Raw genomic sequence first — 18028 nt, 5'->3', positions numbered from 1 at the left:
GAGTCACTACGGGCAGCGTAGTGGTTCCCGAGGTGGGATTGTCAGCGGCTCTGCGTAGGCTCGGTCGGGTGAGTGTTCTGTCCGCAAACTCGGAAAACTCCACCGACTGCATTCCCGTGCCGAGCGGGGCCCATACCGGCGACTTCGCCTCGCACGCCGAGCCATACCGGCGTGAACTGCTCGCGCACTGCTATCGGATGACCGGGTCCCTGCACGATGCCGAAGATCTTGTGCAGGAGACGCTGCTGCGGGCCTGGAAGTCCTACGACGGCTTCGAGGGCAAGTCCTCGTTGCGCACCTGGCTGCATCGGATTGCCACCAACACCTGCCTCAGTGCATTGGAAGGTCGGCAGCGTCGGCCGCTACCGACCGGGCTGGGAGGGCCCAGCTCGGATCCGACTGCGGAACTGGTCGAGCGCACCGAGGTGGCATGGCTGCAGCCGCTGCCGAACTGGACGGAGGATCCGGCCGATCCTTCCGTCATCGTCGGATCGCGGGAATCGGTTCGGTTGGCGTTTGTGGCCGCGCTGCAGCACCTTTCCCCCCGACAGCGGGCGGTGTTACTGCTGCGCGACGTGTTGCAGTGGAAGGCTGCGGAGGTGGCCGACGCGGTCGGTACCACCACCGTCGCCGTCAATAGTCTGCTGCAGCGCGCCCGTGCACAGTTGGAGATTGCCCGCCCCAACGCCGAGGGCCCGCTGCCGGCGCCGGATTCGCCGGAAGCCCAGGACCTGCTGACCCGCTACATCGCCGCGTTCGAGACCTATGACATTGACCGGCTGGTAGAGCTGTTCACCGCCGAGGCGATTTGGGAGATGCCACCCTATGTTGGCTGGTATCAGGGTGCGCGCAACATCGTTACGCTCATTCACCAGCAATGCCCCGCCGAATCGCCCGGCGATATGCGCCTGATTCCGTTGGTGGCCAACGGCCAGCCCGCTGCGGCCATGTACATGAGGTCGGGGGACGTGCACGTACCCTTCCAATTGCATGTGCTGGACATGGTCTCCGGCCGGGTAGCACATGTGGTGGCGTTCTTGGACGACACGCTATTCCCGAAATTCGGTCTGCCGGATTCGCTGTGACGTCGCCCTCCAAAGTTCTTGGGCTCACCCGGATCAAGCGGCCGGGCACTCTCCCCGGGCCAGCCGATTCACCGGCACGACCCGATTAGTAGCCTTTGACAATGCCGGATTCGTTACGCGTGACACCTACGCCCGGTAAGCCCCTCCTCCTGTTGGGCGCTTTCGACGTCGCCAGCCTGGGATATGTCGTGGAGGAGTTCTTCGTTGCGGGAACCGCCCGCTGCTATGCGCCGACGGCGGCGTTCGGCGACGACGGCCGGTGGCATGTAATACCAAAGGACACCGCCGATTACACCACTCGAATAGTGGTTCTGACCCCATCCGACCCGGCGCGGTTCAACGGTACTGTCCTGGTCGAATGGCTCAACGTCAGCGGCGGTATCGACGCTCCGGCGGTGTGGATGACCGCACACCGGGAGATGCTACGAGCAGGCTATGCCTACGTCGCAGTCTCATGTCAGCAGGTCGGGGTGCAAGGTGGCGCGAACCTGCTCGGCGTGGACATGTCCTTAAAAAGCCAAGATCCGGTCCGCTATGCCGCCTTGGATCACCCTGGCGACGCTTTCTGCTATGACATCTTTTCCCAGGTCGGCAGGCTCATCACTCGAGAAAAGCACGTCGGCGTACTGCGCGCACTGCCGGTGCGACACGTGCTCGCACTGGGTGAGTCCCAATCGGCGATGTTCCTCACGACGTACATCAACGCCATCGATCCACTCGTGGCAATCTACGACGGATTCCTGGTTCATTCCCGATTCGGGCCGGCCGCTCCGCTGGAAGGCGGCTCCATCTTCGACGAATTATCCGACGGTGCACCGAATGCCGCTTCCTTCCGCGCCGACCTGCGCGTTCCGCTGATGACGATCATCACCGAAACGGACCTGTTCGGCGACCTGCGACGCGGCTACTACTACGCACGACAGCCCGACAATCGTCGGCTGCGGGTGTGGGAGATTCCCGGCACCGCGCATGCCGACAACTACACGATCCAGGTAGCACCGATCGATTCCGGCTCCGCACCGTTGAAGCACATCGCGGCCGCCTACACACCCACCAACGATCTGATGGGCCAGCGACTGGGTCACTACATCAATTTCGCCCCGCAGCATCACTACGTGGTGCAAGCGGCGCTCGCCGCGCTCAACACCTGGGTCCGCACCGGCAAGCCGCCGCCGAGCGTATCACCCATTGCCATGCAGGAAACCGATCCGCCCCAACCCCTTCTGGATGCCAACGGCCTGGCCCGAGGCGGCGTCCGGACTCCATGGGTGGACGTCCCGGTCGCGCGCACCTCCGGCATCGGCAGCCAGGAAAGCATCATGGCAGCGATCTTCGGTTCCGGTGAACCTTTCGACCTCGCGACGGTGCAACGCCTCTACCCTGGCGGCCTCGAGCAGTATCTTGAACACTTCGCCGTGGCGCTGGACCGGGCCATCCACGGCGGATTCATCTTGCCCGCCGACCGTAGCGAGATCCTCGCGCTCGCGGCCGCGACGTACCCCCGCGACGATGCGGTTCCGGTGTAGGGACCATGCCAGCAACCGTGCAGGTTCGACGGGCGGCCGAGCGGGCCGTCACCACCACATCCTGGCTGGATTCGAGGCACTCCTTCTCGTTCGGTGACTACTACGATCCCGAAAACACCCATCATGGGCTGCTGCTGGTGAGCAACGACGACCGGGTGGAACCCGCCTCAGGCTTTGCCGCCCACCCACACCGGGATATGGAAATCGTGACGTGGGTGCTGGAAGGAGAGCTGACGCACCAGGATTCGGCCGGCAACCGCGGCGTCATCTACCCCGGTCTGGCTCAACGGATGTCGGCGGGCAGCGGCATTCTTCATTCCGAGAAGAACGACTCTTCCACGCGACCAGTGCATTTCGTGCAAATGTGGATAGTGCCCGACCAGATCGGCATTGCGCCCAGCTACCAGCAACACGAAATCGACGAGAAATCCTTGCGCGACGGTTTGGCCACCATCGCGTCAGGTATCCCCGGACGCGATGCCGCGATTTTCCTGCACAACCGCGACGCCGCGCTGCACGTCGCGCGGTTGCAGCCGGGTGACTCCCTCGACGTTCCGGCGGCCCCCTATCTGCATCTGTTTGTCACCCGGGGCCGACCAGCCCTGGAAGGGGTCGGCGATCTCGACGAGGGAGATGCTGTCCGGTGCACCGATGTCGACGGTCGACGACTGAGCGCGGGTGCGCCGGCGGAAATCCTGATCTGGGAGATGCACGCAAAACTGGGCGGCTAGGGCCGCATAGAGTGGGCACGACAGACGGGAGCCACATGTCGCAATCGCAGCCGCGTCACGCGGCGCCGAACCCCAAAAGGAACATCAAAGCGCTTCGGACCGTGCGGTTCTGGGCGGCACCGATCCTCATCACGCTGGCTCTCATGTCAGCGCTGGCCGCGCTCTACCTGGGCGGAATCTTAAATCCGACTACCAACCTGCGCCATTTCCCCATCGCGGTGGTCAACGAGGACGCCGGCCCGGCAGGGAAACAGATCGTGGACGGCCTGGTGGCCGGCTTAGACAAGAACAAGTTCGACGTGCGGGTGGTCTCCCATGACGAGGCCAAACGGCTGTTGGACCGTGCCCAGGTGTATGGCTCCGCCGTGATACCGCCGACCTTCTCCTCCCAGCTGCGCGATTTCGCGGTCAGCGCGGTTGAACCCACACGCGCGGATCGACCCACCATCACCATCTCGACCAATCCGCGCGCCGGCACGCTGGGTGCCAGCATCGCCGGGCAGACCCTGAACCAGGCAATGGCGGTGGTCAATAGCAAAGTCGGCGAGCGAGTTACCGCCGAAGTCACGGCGCAAACCGGTGGCGCACCCCTGGCCGGTGCGTCGACGCTGGGACTGGCCAGTCCGATCGACGTCAAGGCGACCGTATACAACCCGATGCCCAACGGAACGGGCAACGGGCTCTCGGCGTTCTACTATGCGCTCTTGCTCCTGCTGGCCGGATTCACCGGCAGCATCGTGGTCAGCACCCTGGTGGATTCCATGCTGGGCTACGTACCGGCCGAATTCGGCCCGGTCTACCGCTTCGCGGAGCAGATCAATATTTCGCGTTTCCGCACATTGCTGGTGAAGTGGGGACTGATGACGGTGTTGGCGTTGCTGACCTCGGCCGTCTACCTAGCAATCGCCCATGGCCTCGGCATGCCCATTCCGCTCGGGTGGGAGTTGTGGCTTTATGGGGTCTTCGCGATCATCGCGGTCGGCGTCACATCCAGCTCGTTGATTGCGGTCCTGGGCTCGATGGGCATGTTGGTCAGCATGCTGATCTTCGTCATCCTCGGCCTGCCGTCTGCGGGCGCCACCGTCCCACTCGAGGCGGTGCCGCCATTCTTCCGCTGGCTGGCCAAGTTCGAACCGATGCATCAGGTATTCCTGGGTGTGCGCTCGCTGGTGTATCTCAATGGCGAGGCGGCCGCCGGGTTGTCCCAGGCATTGGTGATGACGTCCATCGGCCTGGTAGTCGGTCTGTTGCTGGGAGGCATCGTCACACACCTCTACGACCGCAAGGGTTTCCACCGGATCCCGGGAGCGGTCGAGATGGCCATCGCCGTGGAGCATCAAGCCCAGCACCAGGCGCGGGAAAAGGCACGAGCAAGTTCCGCCGAGGGCTCAATCGAAAGTTCAAGCGAGCAAACGTAATTCCAGCGCCGCCGAACCGTCACAGCGCCGTTACTTAAGTTGACAGTGTGACGTATGTGACTAATCCTGGGATGGTTGCTTCCCGGATTTGGGCCGAAAGGGCTACCGTGCTGACGGCATATGCCAGGCTGCGCCGATTTACGGCTTGCATTGCCGCTTTGGCTACGTGTGGCACGCTCGCGATCACCACGGGACAGCCGCTGGCGCGTGCCGCGGACGGGCGCGAGATGCTGGAGCACGCCATCGCCACCACCAGAGGCTCATACCTGGTGTATAACTTCGGCGGCGGTCACCCCATGCCGCTACTCAACGGCGCCGGTCACTGGTACGAGATGAATAACGGCGGCCATCTCATGATCATCAAGAATGCGTCGCAACGGCTTCAACCTCACCTATTGGTAGACAGCCACACCGGCGACCAGGCGCGGTGTGAGCACAACCCGGGCGCACGCACCGGTGAAGGCCTCTGGCAGGCATCAGAGATCTATGCGCCGCTGCAAGCGTGGCAGCGCATGGGACAGCCGACGATCGCGATCAACGCCAATTTCTTCGACGTGCGTGGGCAAAAGGGCGGCTCGTGGCGATCGACAGGCTGCAGTTCGCCGTTGGGTGCCTTTGTCGACAACACGCACGGGCAGGGCCACGCCAACCAGGTTGTCACCGGCACCGTCGCTTACGCCGGAAAGCAGGGCCTGTCGGGCGGAAACGAGGTCTGGACTTCGCTGACGACCATGATTATTCCGGTCGGTGGCGCACCGTACGTGCTGCGACCCAAAGGGCGCGAAGACTACGATCTGGCCACCCCGGTAATCCAGGATCTGCTCAACAAGAACGCCAAGTTCGTCGCGGTTGCCGGGATCGGACTGCTGTCGCCGGGCCGGATGGGACAGCTTCATGACGGCGGTCCGAGCGCGGCGCGCACGGCTCTTGCCTACGCGAAGCAGAAAGACGAGATGTACATCTTCGAAGGTGGCAGCTACACCCCGGACAACATCCAGGACCTGTTCCGCGGCCTGGGCAGCGAATCGGCGATTCTGCTGGACGGCGGAGGGTCCTCGGCGATTGTGCTGCGCCGCGACACCGGGGGAATGTGGGCCGGTGCGGGAACGCCGAAGGGATCGTGCGACACCCGCCAAGTCCTCTGTGACTCGCATGAGCGGGCGCTACCCAGCTGGCTGGCGTTCAACTAGTCCTGATAACCCGGCCTGGTCGGTCCGGCTAGAGGCGCGGCGTCAAATCCAGCGAGGTAATCGTCGTCATCCTGGTGACAAACCAGCGAGAATTATCCCGCTTCATGATCAGCCGATACGACAAGTACTTCATCGACGGGATGTTTTTGGTCAGCGGGCTTGTGGTCGTGGTGTTCGTGTAGACAATGGCGACGGCGTTCGGACCGTCCAGCGATTCCACCGCGACGCCGGTGACCTCGGTGCTATTGGTGATCTTGGCCTGCTTGTTCGGCGCCGCGATCGTGTCGACGAATTTGCGGTATTGCGCTCCGAAGTCACCGCTGAGGTAGGTCGCCGCGCGATCGGCAAGGCTATCCATGTTCTCCGGTGTATAGGTCCATAAGGTGGTGATCGCATTCGCGGCCGTCCGTGCCACTTTCAGCTTGATGGCCACGACGGCGCGATCGGCCAGGTATGGCTGCACGGCGGCGCCCGCGAAAGCGGCAGAACCCACAAAGAGCAACGCGGCAAGGCCCGCGATGACCGTACCGACCCGCTTGCCGGTGAAGAGTTTTCGGCGACCGCGCCGGTCACGACCGCCGCCCTTTTTCTTGTCGGCGTCCGCAGCGTCGTCGCCGCCCTCCGGGGCAGCCTGCTCGGCGTCCGGATCCTGCGCCGCCTCGGTTGCGGTCTCCGTTTCCGCGGCTTCAGCAGGTTGGGTGTCGTGGTCTGCTGCACCGGCGGCTACCTCGGTGTCGGCATCCGCGGGGTTGTCGGCTAGATCACCTGCAGCAGGTTGCTTATTTTCCACTGATTCCCTTCCTGCGTCGCGGTGGCGGCCCAACGATTCGTGTTTTCGAAAACCTGTTTTCCATCGGGCGACTTTGATGTGACCTCGGTAGCCACCAATACGTTGGCGCTGCCATCGTCGTTCCACCGTTCCACGCCGGCGTCCAGGACGGTACCGGTGGCCGGTTCCGCTTGCGCAACCTGAATCAGTATCTCGTTCGCCTTCTCCTGGTACTGCTTGGCGAAGTCCCCCGTCGCCTGCGCCAAGATCCGCTCAACGTATTCGTTGGCGTGATACGGATCGACCGACGTGAACTGCCTCATGAACCAATTCACATAGTTGACGACGTCATGATCCCTTCGGGCGACGTCGTCACGGTGTGCCCGAGCCAGGAGCATCAGGCCAGATACCGTGATCGCCGCGGTCATGACCAACGCGGCAAGCGCGGCGAGCACGGGCAGGCCCCACGGTCGGCTTGGCCGGTCGGCGGGCGCGACGAGCAGGATTCCCTGTCCGGGCTGATACTTGCGCCGGGGACTCATTTGCCGCTCCCGGATGGTTTCGGTTTGGTCAGTACGGTGAGGTTGTCAACCAACCAACGGTTGTCTCGATCCCTGACAAAACTCACCCGGACCGTGGCGCTGATGTACCGCATTTCCGGCGGCAAACCGCGTCGCCCCTGCATGAATAGCAGCATCGTCGCGCGATCCGGCGACGCCGACTGTATCGAGCTTTCGGTCACCCAATATTCGTTGAGAACCGGATGCCCTTTCGCCACCGTGTCCTGTTGGGTGGCCAGTTGGGGGCGATAGTTGTCCGTCGTCAGCGACTGGGCACGGGAGAAATCCTCACGCAATGTCTTCGGGTCATAGGTGAGCATCTGCGCGACCAATTTCGGCCCCTGTATCGCGACCTCGGCGCGCGTCTGGTCGGTCGCCCGGTCACGTGAGTACGACACCGCATAGCTCACACCGGCACCAGCGAGACACAGCGCTGCCGCGGTCAGCAACACCACAGCAACCCACCGCCGCACCTGGGGCCACCGGTCATCGGGTTCGACACATCGCACTTCGGTGCGCAACAGCATGTCGGCGAAAGTCCGGCGCCCCGAGTCCCACAGTGGCCAAAGCCATCCCACCAGCACCGGGGCGGTATCCAACGCATGGGCCAGATCCCTGAACAACAGCCGCCATGGGCCGATGGCCTGACCGTCGCGCCGGACCACCGCGATGCCGAAGAACGCGCGTCCCAAACTCCAACCGACCAGGGTCGGCAACAACAGCCGGTTCACCGAGACCAGTAAGACGACGACGGCCAGCACCGAAATGCACGACCACCACCAGGCGCTATCGGATGGCACCGTGAAAGAGACCAACGCCAGCGTCGCCACCACAGCCATGCCCGGTAGGACGTCAATCGCGAAGGCCGCCGCACGCAAATGCCATGGCGCCCAGTCCTGTTCGGGTGCGTCGGGGATAGGCTGGGTGGTCTTGATCTCCTCGACCACCACCGTCACTTCGCCACCTGGTCAAGCCTGGATATCTTGAACTGCCCATCGGTCGGTGTCATTCGCACCCGCAGGCGGTATCCCGTTTCCTGATTTTGGTCTTGATCGTTGGACATCCTGACCCGAAGTGCCACCAGCACGTCAACCGATCCGTCATCGTTGTTGCGTTCGACCGCCGCCCGCATGTCGGTCAATTGAACATGCACATTCGCGGCCTGATACGCCTGAACGAGCATGCTGCTGTACAGCACCGCTTGGGAGCGGTACTGATCGGTGCCGCAATCGATGATTTTCTGTTCGCTGGCGGCCATTGCGCTGGTGTCCGGCGCCTGCGTGATCGCCACACAATCCTTCGCCGCCTGTAACGCCTCGGCGTCCTGGCGGGCGATAGCTTGACTTTCCTGATGGGAACGGAGTGCAAAGTAACCGCCGGCTCCCACAGCACCGGCGGCCAGGAGCATCGCCGCGCTGACGCCGACCACCCAGCCCCGACGAAAACGTGAAGGACGACGATCGATCGCCGGCTCCGCGACGCTGGCCTGGTCCGCCACCTCGGGGCCGGTCTGCCCGGCTTCGCCCTCGGATTCTACGGAATCCTCGGCCGTCACCTCGGGGCCGGTCTGCCCGGCTTCGCCGTCGGATTCAACGGAATCCTCGGGTGTCACCTCGGGGCGAAACGAATCATCCGCGTCGGTGGGGTTCAGCCGGCTGGCGCCAGCATCTCCTTCCATCCGTCGTCTCCTGTTTTGGTCGAGTTTTCGACGGAGTATTTCACTCCGTCGGGCCCTACCAGTTCACCGCTCTGGGGACTGTAGACCGCTGTTGGTGGCCCCGGAGTGTAGACACACGGGTTGGGCTGTTGGCCGTTGCACTGCACGGTACCCGAACCGGGTCGCTGCAGCGGATCACTCACCGGAGGTGGGGTCCCGCCCGGGGGGAGCCTATCCGCCGGAGCCGGGTTCATACCGTTGTTCACCGATGGTGCCGGGATCACCATGCCGGGCTTGACCGGCTGGTCGCAGCGTGCCGCCGGCGCCGGGCAGGTCAGCAATTGGTTCGGATCGCCGTACCAGGGATTGGTACCAGCCGGCACGTACGGCTTGGGGTCTCGGCACTCTCGCGGCGTCGCAGCTCGCTTACCTGGTACATCCACACACGGAATATTGCGTGAGCCGCGCACACTGTTGGCGGGCGTATCCATCGGAATCTTGCAGTATGTCCCTTTCGGCAGCGGTTGCAGGCTGGTGTCCGCGAAAGAACGCCACTGCTCCGCCGGGATGAAGCCCGTCAGGCACGGCGGCGGCTGGTTGATAGCCAATGCCATGTCCAGTGCGGCCATGTTCGGGAATGGTGCGGCCACCGTCTGAGCGATCGACGCCCCTTGCGGCAGGAACACCAGAACCTGCTCAACACCTTTGTGGTAGCGCTTGAGCAGGTCAAACACCACCTCAAGATTCGCCAGTGTCTGCGGCAGCGACTCGCGCACGTCGCCAAAGACCGAGTTGACCTGATCCGCGGTAGGAGCGGCCTGGGTCAGAATGCTCTTCACATTTTGGTCGCGCTCCGCGGTCTGCGCCGACAATTCGTTGAGGTTATGCGCCCAGCGCGCGATGGCGTCACCCGACCTGACCTGGCTGTCCAGGACAGGACCGGAGTGCTGGATGATGTCGTTGATGTCGGTGATCTGGGTGTGGAAGTCACCCACGAGCGCCTGGGTGGCATCGACCAGCCGTTGCAGCGCTGGCCCCAGCCCACCGACCGCTTGCGCCGTCTCATCGAGCAGCACCGGGATCTTGTCTGCCGGCAGCACCTCAAGCCCGCGGTTGGCGGTGTCCAGCGCGGGCCCGATTTCGCTGGGCACCGTGCCCTTGGTGATGGTCTGCCCGGGTGCGAAGAATCTTCCCGGGTTTCCCGTCGACACCAGGTCCAGATATTGCTCGCCGACCGCCGACACCGAATGCACGTTCGCCGACGCATCGACCGGAATCTTGTAGCGGCTGTCGATACTCATCGTCGCCTCGGCACCCGTCGCCGTCGGCTCCACGTCGGTAACCTTGCCGATCGTGATGCCCCGGTAGGTCACGTTGGCCGTGGGATAGAGACCGCCCGATGCCGGCAGCTCGGCCTTGAGGGTGTAGCGACCAACACCCATCAGAGCCGGAATCTGCAGGTAGTACACGCCCAGCACCAGCAGCGAGATGACGGTCAGCGTTCCGAACATGATCAGCTGACGTCGAATAAAGGGAGTCAGCATTGCCGATCACCCCTTTCCACCAACGGTCCGCCGGGAGCGTCGTTCGGGTTCGGCGTGTAACGCACGTCGGGAATCATGGTCTCCGGGTCGCGTCCGAACGACTGCTCGAGCGCGCGCAGCGCTCCGGAAAAGCCGGTACCGGTCAGCACGGCGTTGTCCATGGCGCTGAAGGTCACGTCGAGTGTCGCCGACACATTCTGGTAGTCACCGCGGAAGATCTTCGGCACGGCGTCGATGTCGAACGGCTGGGTAAGAATCAACTTCAGCGCACCGATCAGGTACTGCGAGCCGCGGCCCAACTCCTTCAACGGGCATTGCAGCGATTGCAGATCGGTATGCAGATTGCTCCGCGCCTCCGACAGGTACTGATCGGTGACCTGGCTAAGTTGTCCCACCGCGTTGACGGCGTTGATGAGCAGATCGCGGGTGTCGGCGAAATGCTTGATCAGCGGCGGCAGATCGGTGAGCGCTCGATCGACAACGTCGGCACGACGACCCACATACGTCAGCAGCCGGTTGGTGGAGTCGATGGCGTGCGTGAGGTCATCGCGTTGCTGGTTGAGCTGGTCGGTAAACGTGTCCAGCCTGGTGAGGAAACCCCGAATCTGGTCGCCGCGGCCGTGGAAGATGTTGAAGACCTCGTCTTGCAGCACTTCGAGGTTGGGGATACCGCCACCACGCAAGATCAGCGAGATGCTCGCCAACGTTTGCTCGGTGTTGGGGTACGCCGACGAATGCTTCAGCGGGATGGTGTCCTCGTTCTTGAGCAGTTCCGGGGACGGGTTGGGCGGCGCGGCAAGCTCCACATGCTGCGAACCCAGCAAGCTGGTCTGGCCGATCTTCGCAGTCGCGTTCTTCGGCAACTTGACACCTTTTTCGATGCCCAGCGTCAAAGTCGCCACCCAGTTCTTCAGGTTGATGGCACGGATCGATCCGACCGGCACGTCGGCAACCAATACCTTGCTGTTGCCGTTGATCGCCAGGGTGTCCGGCACCTGCACATAGATGATGTAGGAACCTGCCCCGCTACCCGCGCCACCGGGAATCGCGACATTCGAGATACCCCGCCAGCCGCAGGAACTCAACACCATCGCGACGATCAGCAACACCAGCGCTTGCCAGGATCGACGGCGGACCACCCTCATCGCGCTCACTGGCCCGCTCCTGCCTCAGCGGGCAGCGGTGCACCTACCGGGGCAGGTGCGGGTGCCGGGGCGGGCGTCGGAGCGACCGGCCCCGGGACCACTTCTGGGCCGGGCGGCGGCGGTTGTATCGGCACCGGTGCCTGCAAGCCGATTGGCGGCAGCACCGGGTATTCGTCGTAGGCATTCGGCGGTCCGGGCGGTGTCTGCAACGTCGATTGGACCGGCTCGATGTCGGGACCGCCCATGAGTTCGGAAAGCGATTCAGGAGTTAGCAGGCCCGCCGTGATCGGCCCAACCTGCTGCCCTTGCATCCCCGGCGCGACAATCCAGCCCGTCTGGGTGTTGCGGTGCGACAGCGGTGTGTCTGGCACCCAAATTCCGGGCACGGTGGTGTCTTTGTACCCGTTGGGGGGTTGCAGCCGCGGCTCGGAGTAGGCGACCTGTTTGGGAAGCACCTCGGCGGTATTGAACGCGTTCAAGCCAAATGGGAAGTAGTTGAACTTGATCGCGTCGAGGACTGGGGCCAGGTATTGCGCGCAAAGCTCGGCGGATTCCTGATACCCCAGCCGGCTACCGGCCTGAATCGAGCTGCAGATGAATTGCATCGGGTTGGCAAAGGAAGTGATCTCCGGAACGGCGACCACAGAGCCATGCGCCGGGTGGTAGATCTGGTTTACGTTCGCCGCAGCCGTGGGCAGGACGTGCAACGCGGTCTCCAGGCCGTTCAGTGAGTCGGGCTGCAGCAGCGTGTTGGTCGCCTCGGCCAGGTTGTTGACGTCTTGAGTCAACACCTCGCGGTTCTTGTCCAAAAACGGGCGCACGGTGGTGAGCAGGCTGTCGAACTGCTGTAGGGCGTTGGCAAGGTCGCGGTCGTAGCCGACGAGCCGACCGGTGACGTCCGCCAGATTCTGGTTCAGCGCCACAAACTGCTGATCATCCTGATGCAACGCGTTGACGAAAAGCGCCAGGCTGCGCACCACCGCAAAAAAGTCGCCGCGGCCTTCGTTCAAGGCGGTCAGTGCCCGCGACAAACTGTCCAGGGTGGTGTTGATTTGCTGCCCCTTGCCGGCCAGCCCGTTCGCGAACGACTCGAGGACCTCACCGAACGGGCCCGTGGGCTGTTCTTTGGTTGGGCCGAGCTTGTCGATGATGTTGGTGATGCTGTTGCGCAGCTCGTCCCATTCCACCGGCACCTGGGTGCGCTCCAACGGGATCACCGCGTTGTCGGCCAGCACCGGACCACCTTTGTACGGTGGCTCCAGCTGAATCGTCCTCGACGCCACCAGCGTCGGGTTGAGAATCACCGCTGAGGCGTTGGCCGGCACCTTGTATTTGTTCTGGTAGTGGAACGTGACCTTCATCTTGTTGCCGACCGGCTCGATGCTGTCGATCTTGCCCACCTGTAGGCCCATGATCTGGACCTTGTCACCCGGGTACAGCGCGTTAGCCGCCGGGAAATAGGCGACCACGGTGTTGTTCGTCAACTTCTGGTAGAGCTTCCAGCCCACGAACAAGGCGACCAGGCCCAGGACCACCACCAGGGTCGCGATGATGACCGTCGCCCGGGACATCTTGGGAAGCCGGATGTTGCGGATGTCGAAGATGGTGCTCAATTCTCGCTACCTCCCGTCGCACCGCTACCGCCCGTTCCGCCTGGCGTGATGTACGGGTCGGGCAGGAGTGGCCCAGGCCCCGGCGGTGCGGGCGGACCCGGAGGCAGCCCCGGAGCGAACGTTGACGGTGGCGGTGTCGGTCCGGCCGGTCCCACCGGCTCGGTGCGTGCACCCGGCGGTGCGTTCGGCGGCAACGGCACGGGGGTACCCGGAGCGTTCGGCGCCGGTTCGCCCGGCCGCCCGGCAATCGGAATGCCCGGCGTGGGGGGCAAGCCATTGGGGTTCGGCGGCGAAACGTCGACGCCGTCTAGCGGCGCGGGGAAGTTGGGGCCCCCGAACGGGCCTTGCAGCACGCCCGCGCACGGTAGCGGGTTTTCCGGCCGCGGGAGCGCGTCGGCGGCCGGCGTGTACGAGCAGGGCGATCCGGGCGGAACGGCGGGTCCGGGATGCTCCGGTGTTCCTTCCAGCACCAGCGGTCCTGGCGGTGGGGCACCGTTGGGGAACCGGGTGCCGTTCGGGTCGGGGAATCGGTACTCGGGCAGCCCCGCGCTGCGCCAGAAGTCCTCCGGGCTCAACCCGCGCTTCTTGAACGCGGCATCGATGAACGGCTGCAGAATCTGCCCCGGGACCAGGTTGTGAATGACCACCTTGAAGAACGGCCCCGATGCGATGGACTCATTCAGCGACGGTAGAAATGCGCCCACCATTTCGAGCCCGCGAGCGAGGTCGTTTTTGCGCTCGACCAGGATGCCGCTGACCGTACGCAGCTGTTCCAGCACGTGGTTGAGGTTGGGGTTGTCGTTGATCAAGCCCTTGACCTGCACCGAGAACGAAGCGACGTTGCTGAGCAAGGCGTCGATTGCACGTCCGCGTTCGTTGAATGCGGCCAACAGGATCTTGGCGTTGACCAGCAGCCGGTCCACTTGCTCGCTGCGGTCGCCAAGGACGCTAGCCACCTGATTGGCCTGGGCCAGCAGATGCTTGATCTCGTCGTCTCGCTTGCCGAGCGTGTCGGAGAATTTGGCCACCCCATCCAGGGCGGAGCTCAGGTGCGGATAAGTCTGATCGATGGTCTCCGACAACACGTGCAGCGACTTCTTGACCGTGTCGATGTCCCAGCCGGTGGCCGCCTTCGTCACGTCGAAGAAGGCATCGTAGATCTGGTACGGGGTGGTGCTTTGCCCCAGCGGCAAAGTGCCCCCGGGCCGCAGCGGCTGGTTGCCGCGGGCCTCAATCTCAAGGACCTTCTTGCCCAGAATGGTGTCCGTCCGGATCGCCAGCCGGCTTTCGGTGCCGATCGTGTTGGTGCCGATCGAGAACTTCAGCAGGATGTGGTCACCATCGATCTTGAGGCCCTCGACCGTGCCGACATCCATGCCCGCGATGCGCACCTTGTCGCCTTTGTTGAGGCCACCGGAATCGGTGAACTGGCCGAAGTAGCTCGGCCTGGCGAACACCATCGGGACGCTGGTAAAGCTTTGGCCCACGCCCACCACGATGAGCATCACCACGATGCCCATGAGTCCGATTCGAAGCCGGTTGGGAGGTTCCAGTGTTCTCATTGCGGTGCGCACCTACCCGTCGGCTGCGAGAACAGCCGGACCGTGCGGACGGGACCGCCGGCCTGCAGCCCGTTGATTTTGAGGCTGATGTCGCAGGAGTAGAAGTTCACGAAGTCTCCGTAGGAGCCGATGGCGCGCCCAATCATGTTCAGCGCGGTGGGCACCTTGATGAGGAAGTCATTGAGCTGCTCGCGCTGATCGATGAGCGGCTGCTGAACGGCATCGAGGTAGTTCACGGTCTTGTGCAGCAAGGCACGGTCCTCGCCTAGCAGGTCGGCGACCGTTCCGGCGGCGTTGCTGATATGTGCGACGCCGCCGGCTAAGTCCTCGCGATGATCTTTCAAACCGGTGATCAGCACCTCGAGATTGTTGACGGTCTGATCGAAGTCCTTGCGATGCCGCACCGTGGCGTCCAGCACGGTGTTCAAGTTCTTGATCACCTCGCCGATCGCCTGGTCACGTTCGGCGAGCTGGGAGGTCAGCTGCGAGGTTTGGTCCAGAATGTCGTTGATGGTGCCGCCCTGACCCTGAAACACGGTGATCAGCGCCGAGGCGATGGTGTTGACCTTGTCGGGGTCCAACGCCCGAAACACCGGCTTGAAACCCCCGATCAGCGCGTCGAGGTCCAGCGCCGGCGAGGTCCGCGACATTGGTATGAACCCACCCGGCGGCAGGATCTGCTCGGCGCCTTCACCCTGGCCGCGTTTGAGTTCCAGGTAACGATTTCCGATCAGGTCCAGATAGCGGATCTGTGCGGTCGTGGATTGATACAGCGGTATCGACCGGTCGACGTCGAACTCGACCCGCACCCGTTTGCCACCGTCGATCAGCGATACCGAGCTGACCTTGCCGATCTCCACACCCGAGGCGCGGACGAATTGGCCCGCCCGCAATCCGCTGATGTTGCTGAATTCCGCTGAGTAACCGTAGGTCCGGTCGAAGCGGATTTGACCGAACACGACGATGATCATCACGCTGAACAGCAGCAGCACCAGTGAAAAGATGCCGAGTTTGATGGCGGTACCGGTGATTTTCATGGGTTGATCGTGTAATCCCCTATTTGACGGCCCCAGACATATTCCAGCAGGAAGGGCGAACCAACCTCCAAGTGGTTGTACGGTGCCAGGCTGTTCCCGGTGTCCATGACCAGCTCGGGCGCGGGCCAGAAGTCATGGGTGATCTGCTGCCAGCAGCCGGGCGCGCCCCCAGGCCCACCGCGCGCGTTAACTCGCGGAAGGTTTTCGGGATAGATATAGGGATTTGGCGCCCCGCCGACCAGGCCGGCGGCCAGCCCGCCGACCTGTGAAAGCAGCAGGGGTACCAGCGATGCGGGGTTAAGCATCATGCCCAACGCCGACAGCGGCGTGGTGTGGCTGTTGAGCGAATAGCCGTTACCGCCCAGGAACTGGTAGGCCTTCGGCTCGACGTCGTGGTAGTTACGCAGGGTGCAGAGCAGTTCCGGGCTGTAGGTGTCCAGCAACTGGGCACTGGGCACCAGGTCGGCAGCGCCGCGCGCCAGGTACGGCCCGCCCCGCCCGAAGATGTCCGCGCCAGTGTTGCCGAATCCGACCGCCGCTAACAGCGCGGCATCCAATTCGTGTTGCTGCGCGTTGATGGTGCGCGCCGTGGGCACCGAGTTGTCGAGAAAGTCGAACAGGTCCGGTGCGGCGTCGGCGTAGACGTCGCCCAACGCCGCCAATTGCTGAATGTCGCGACGGGCCTGCGGCATCTGCGGGTTGATGTCGTCGAGGATCTCGTTGCCGTTGACGAGCGCTTGTCCGAACCGATCGCCCAATCCGGTCAGCGCTTGTGCGGCCGCACTTAGTGTCAGGTTCAGCTTGACGGGGTCGACCTTCTCGGCGATCGAGGTGATGGTTTGGAACAACGTGTTGATCTCGGTAGTCACACCCGAGACGACGATCACGCTCTTGGGAGTGAGGTGCCCCTTCGAGATCACATTGCCCTTGGCGTCTTTTGGCGTCGTCAAGGACACGTACTTACCACCGAACACCGTGGTCGCCTTGATTTGTGCGTCCACATTCTCGGGGATCAGCGGCAGGTATCGCGGGTAGACGTTCAACACGAACTTGGCGGCCGGCTTGCCATCGCGAGTGATCTCCGAGATGGTGTCGACGCGGCCGATCTGCACCCCGTTGTAGGTGACCTTCGAACCCGGGTCCATGACCAAACCGGCCCGGTCGGAAAACATCGTCAGCCTGACCTTGCGGTCGAAATCCCCACGAAACTGCAAGTACACCAAGGCAAATACCAGGAGGAGAACCAAGAACAGGGCAATTCCGGCGATCTTGTACGGCGGATTGCTGACCTTGTTGACCTTCCCCGGCATCGTCATGGTGCTACACCGTCAGTGCGAAGTTGGGGTTGACGCCGTACAGGGCCAACGCGGCACACAGAACGACAACGTTCACCGAGACCAGCGAGAAGCGCATCGATCGTCCCACGGCCTCGCCGACGCCGACGGGTCCACCGCCGGCGTTGTACCCGTAGTAGCAGTGGGTGACCATGACGATCGCCGCAACGATGATGGCTTCCAGGAAGGACCAGAAGACGTCGTCGGGGCGCAGGAATGTCCGGAAGTAGTGCTCGTACGTGCCCGACGACTGTCCGTACAACACCGTCGTAACCATCTGCGGGGAGAAGAAAGACATGATCATCGCCAATGCGTACAGGGGGATGATCACCACCAGCCCGGCCATGATCCGGGTGGACGCCAGATAAGAGATCGACTTGATGCCCATCACCTCGAGGGCGTCGATCTCTTCGCTGATCCGCATCGCTCCCAGCTCCGCGGTGGCGCCGGCACCGACCGTGGCCGCCAGGGAGATGCCGGTCACCACGGGGGCGGCGATGCGGACGTTGACCAGGGCCGAGAAGAAGCCCGTGAACGCTTCGACACCGATGTTGCCCAACGACGCGAAGCCCTGGATCGCGATCAGCGAGCTGCCGGACAGCGTCACGAAGCCGACGATTGCCGCGGTGCCACCGACGACCGCCATCGCCCCGGTGCCCATGCCGATCTGGGCGATCAACCGCAGAATTTCTTTGCGGTAGTAGCGCAGCGCGTGCACCGACTGGCCGAGGCTGGTCAGGACGAACCAGGCCAGCCGACCCGATTCGTCGAGTCCGCGCGTGACGGAGCCCGCGTAACGATTGACATTGGAGATTGCCCGCGGAAACCGGGCGCGCAGGACGGCGGCTGTCGACATG

16 protein-coding genes are annotated in these 18028 nt (G+C 63.4%); 5 read left to right on the top strand and 11 right to left on the bottom strand.

Translation table 11 applies throughout. From position 1 onward, the window contains the following. The first annotated feature begins 20 nt into the window (after positions 1–20). From MB901379_RS01625 to MB901379_RS01605, 5 genes are all read left to right on the top strand, one after another. Positions 21–1085, top strand: a complete 1065-nt coding sequence (locus MB901379_RS01625; RefSeq protein WP_408632327.1) for a sigma-70 family RNA polymerase sigma factor — start codon at positions 21–23, stop codon at positions 1083–1085. A 101-nt stretch (positions 1086–1186) separates the two neighbouring features. Then, positions 1187–2611: an alpha/beta hydrolase domain-containing protein gene (locus MB901379_RS01620; RefSeq protein WP_158015015.1), complete on the top strand. Its 1425-nt coding sequence runs from the start codon at positions 1187–1189 to the stop codon at positions 2609–2611. A 5-nt stretch (positions 2612–2616) separates the two neighbouring features. Continuing rightward, positions 2617–3342 (top strand): pirin family protein, encoded by a 726-nt coding sequence (locus MB901379_RS01615; RefSeq protein WP_158015014.1) that lies wholly within the window; start codon positions 2617–2619, stop codon positions 3340–3342. A gap of 35 nt (positions 3343–3377) precedes the next feature. Continuing rightward, positions 3378–4760, top strand: a complete 1383-nt coding sequence (locus MB901379_RS01610) for a YhgE/Pip domain-containing protein (protein WP_158015013.1) — start codon at positions 3378–3380, stop codon at positions 4758–4760. 86 nt (positions 4761–4846) lie between these two features. Further along, the gene (locus tag MB901379_RS01605) at positions 4847–5950 is read left to right on the top strand and encodes a phosphodiester glycosidase family protein (RefSeq protein ID WP_158018872.1); all 1104 of its coding nucleotides are present in this window, start codon (positions 4847–4849) and stop codon (positions 5948–5950) included. Between the two features lie 28 nt (positions 5951–5978). Here MB901379_RS01605 and MB901379_RS01600 read toward each other — a convergent pair whose 3' ends face one another. Genes MB901379_RS01600 through MB901379_RS01550 form a run of 11 tightly spaced genes read right to left on the bottom strand, consistent with a single transcriptional unit; the run spans position 5979 to position 18027 of the window. After that, the gene (locus tag MB901379_RS01600; protein WP_158015012.1) at positions 5979–6740 is read right to left on the bottom strand and encodes a mammalian cell entry protein; all 762 of its coding nucleotides are present in this window, start codon (positions 6738–6740) and stop codon (positions 5979–5981) included. Then, positions 6707–7261, bottom strand: a complete 555-nt coding sequence (locus MB901379_RS01595; protein WP_158015011.1) for a mammalian cell entry protein — start codon at positions 7259–7261, stop codon at positions 6707–6709. Before MB901379_RS01595 ends, MB901379_RS01600 begins: the two co-directional genes overlap by 34 nt. Further along, positions 7258–8235 carry an RDD family protein gene (locus tag MB901379_RS01590; protein WP_158015010.1) on the bottom strand — a complete coding sequence of 326 codons (978 nt, stop codon included), beginning with the start codon at positions 8233–8235 and terminating at the stop codon, positions 7258–7260. The genes MB901379_RS01595 and MB901379_RS01590 overlap by 4 nt, the downstream gene beginning before the upstream one ends. Then, positions 8232–8957, bottom strand: coding sequence for an Mce protein (locus tag MB901379_RS01585; protein ID WP_158015009.1), 726 nt, complete (start codon positions 8955–8957; stop codon positions 8232–8234). Before MB901379_RS01585 ends, MB901379_RS01590 begins: the two co-directional genes overlap by 4 nt. Then, positions 8927–10480 carry a virulence factor Mce family protein gene (locus MB901379_RS01580; RefSeq protein WP_158015008.1) on the bottom strand — a complete coding sequence of 518 codons (1554 nt, stop codon included), beginning with the start codon at positions 10478–10480 and terminating at the stop codon, positions 8927–8929. Before MB901379_RS01580 ends, MB901379_RS01585 begins: the two co-directional genes overlap by 31 nt. Next, on the bottom strand, positions 10474–11625 hold the full coding sequence (locus MB901379_RS01575) for a virulence factor Mce family protein (protein WP_158018871.1): 1152 nt from the start codon (positions 11623–11625) through the stop codon (positions 10474–10476). The genes MB901379_RS01580 and MB901379_RS01575 overlap by 7 nt, the downstream gene beginning before the upstream one ends. Positions 11626–11630: 5 nt before the next feature. Then, entirely contained in the window at positions 11631–13238 is a 1608-nt protein-coding gene (locus MB901379_RS01570; RefSeq protein WP_158015007.1) for a virulence factor Mce family protein, read from the bottom strand. Then, positions 13235–14800, bottom strand: a complete 1566-nt coding sequence (locus tag MB901379_RS01565; RefSeq protein WP_158015006.1) for a virulence factor Mce family protein — start codon at positions 14798–14800, stop codon at positions 13235–13237. Before MB901379_RS01565 ends, MB901379_RS01570 begins: the two co-directional genes overlap by 4 nt. Then, positions 14797–15837 (bottom strand): virulence factor Mce family protein, encoded by a 1041-nt coding sequence (locus MB901379_RS01560; protein WP_158015005.1) that lies wholly within the window; start codon positions 15835–15837, stop codon positions 14797–14799. Before MB901379_RS01560 ends, MB901379_RS01565 begins: the two co-directional genes overlap by 4 nt. Next, positions 15834–17153 carry an MCE family protein gene (locus MB901379_RS01555; RefSeq protein WP_158015004.1) on the bottom strand — a complete coding sequence of 440 codons (1320 nt, stop codon included), beginning with the start codon at positions 17151–17153 and terminating at the stop codon, positions 15834–15836. The genes MB901379_RS01560 and MB901379_RS01555 overlap by 4 nt, the downstream gene beginning before the upstream one ends. 4 nt (positions 17154–17157) lie before the next feature. Next, positions 17158–18027: an MlaE family ABC transporter permease gene (locus tag MB901379_RS01550; protein ID WP_158015003.1), complete on the bottom strand. Its 870-nt coding sequence runs from the start codon at positions 18025–18027 to the stop codon at positions 17158–17160. Position 18028 lies beyond the last annotated feature (1 nt).

The sequence above is a fragment of the Mycobacterium basiliense genome, from assembly GCF_900292015.1.
Classification (GTDB): Bacteria; Actinomycetota; Actinomycetes; order Mycobacteriales; family Mycobacteriaceae; genus Mycobacterium; species Mycobacterium basiliense.
Note: the sequence above shows the minus strand (reverse complement) of the source record. Positions and strands in the feature narration are given on the sequence as shown.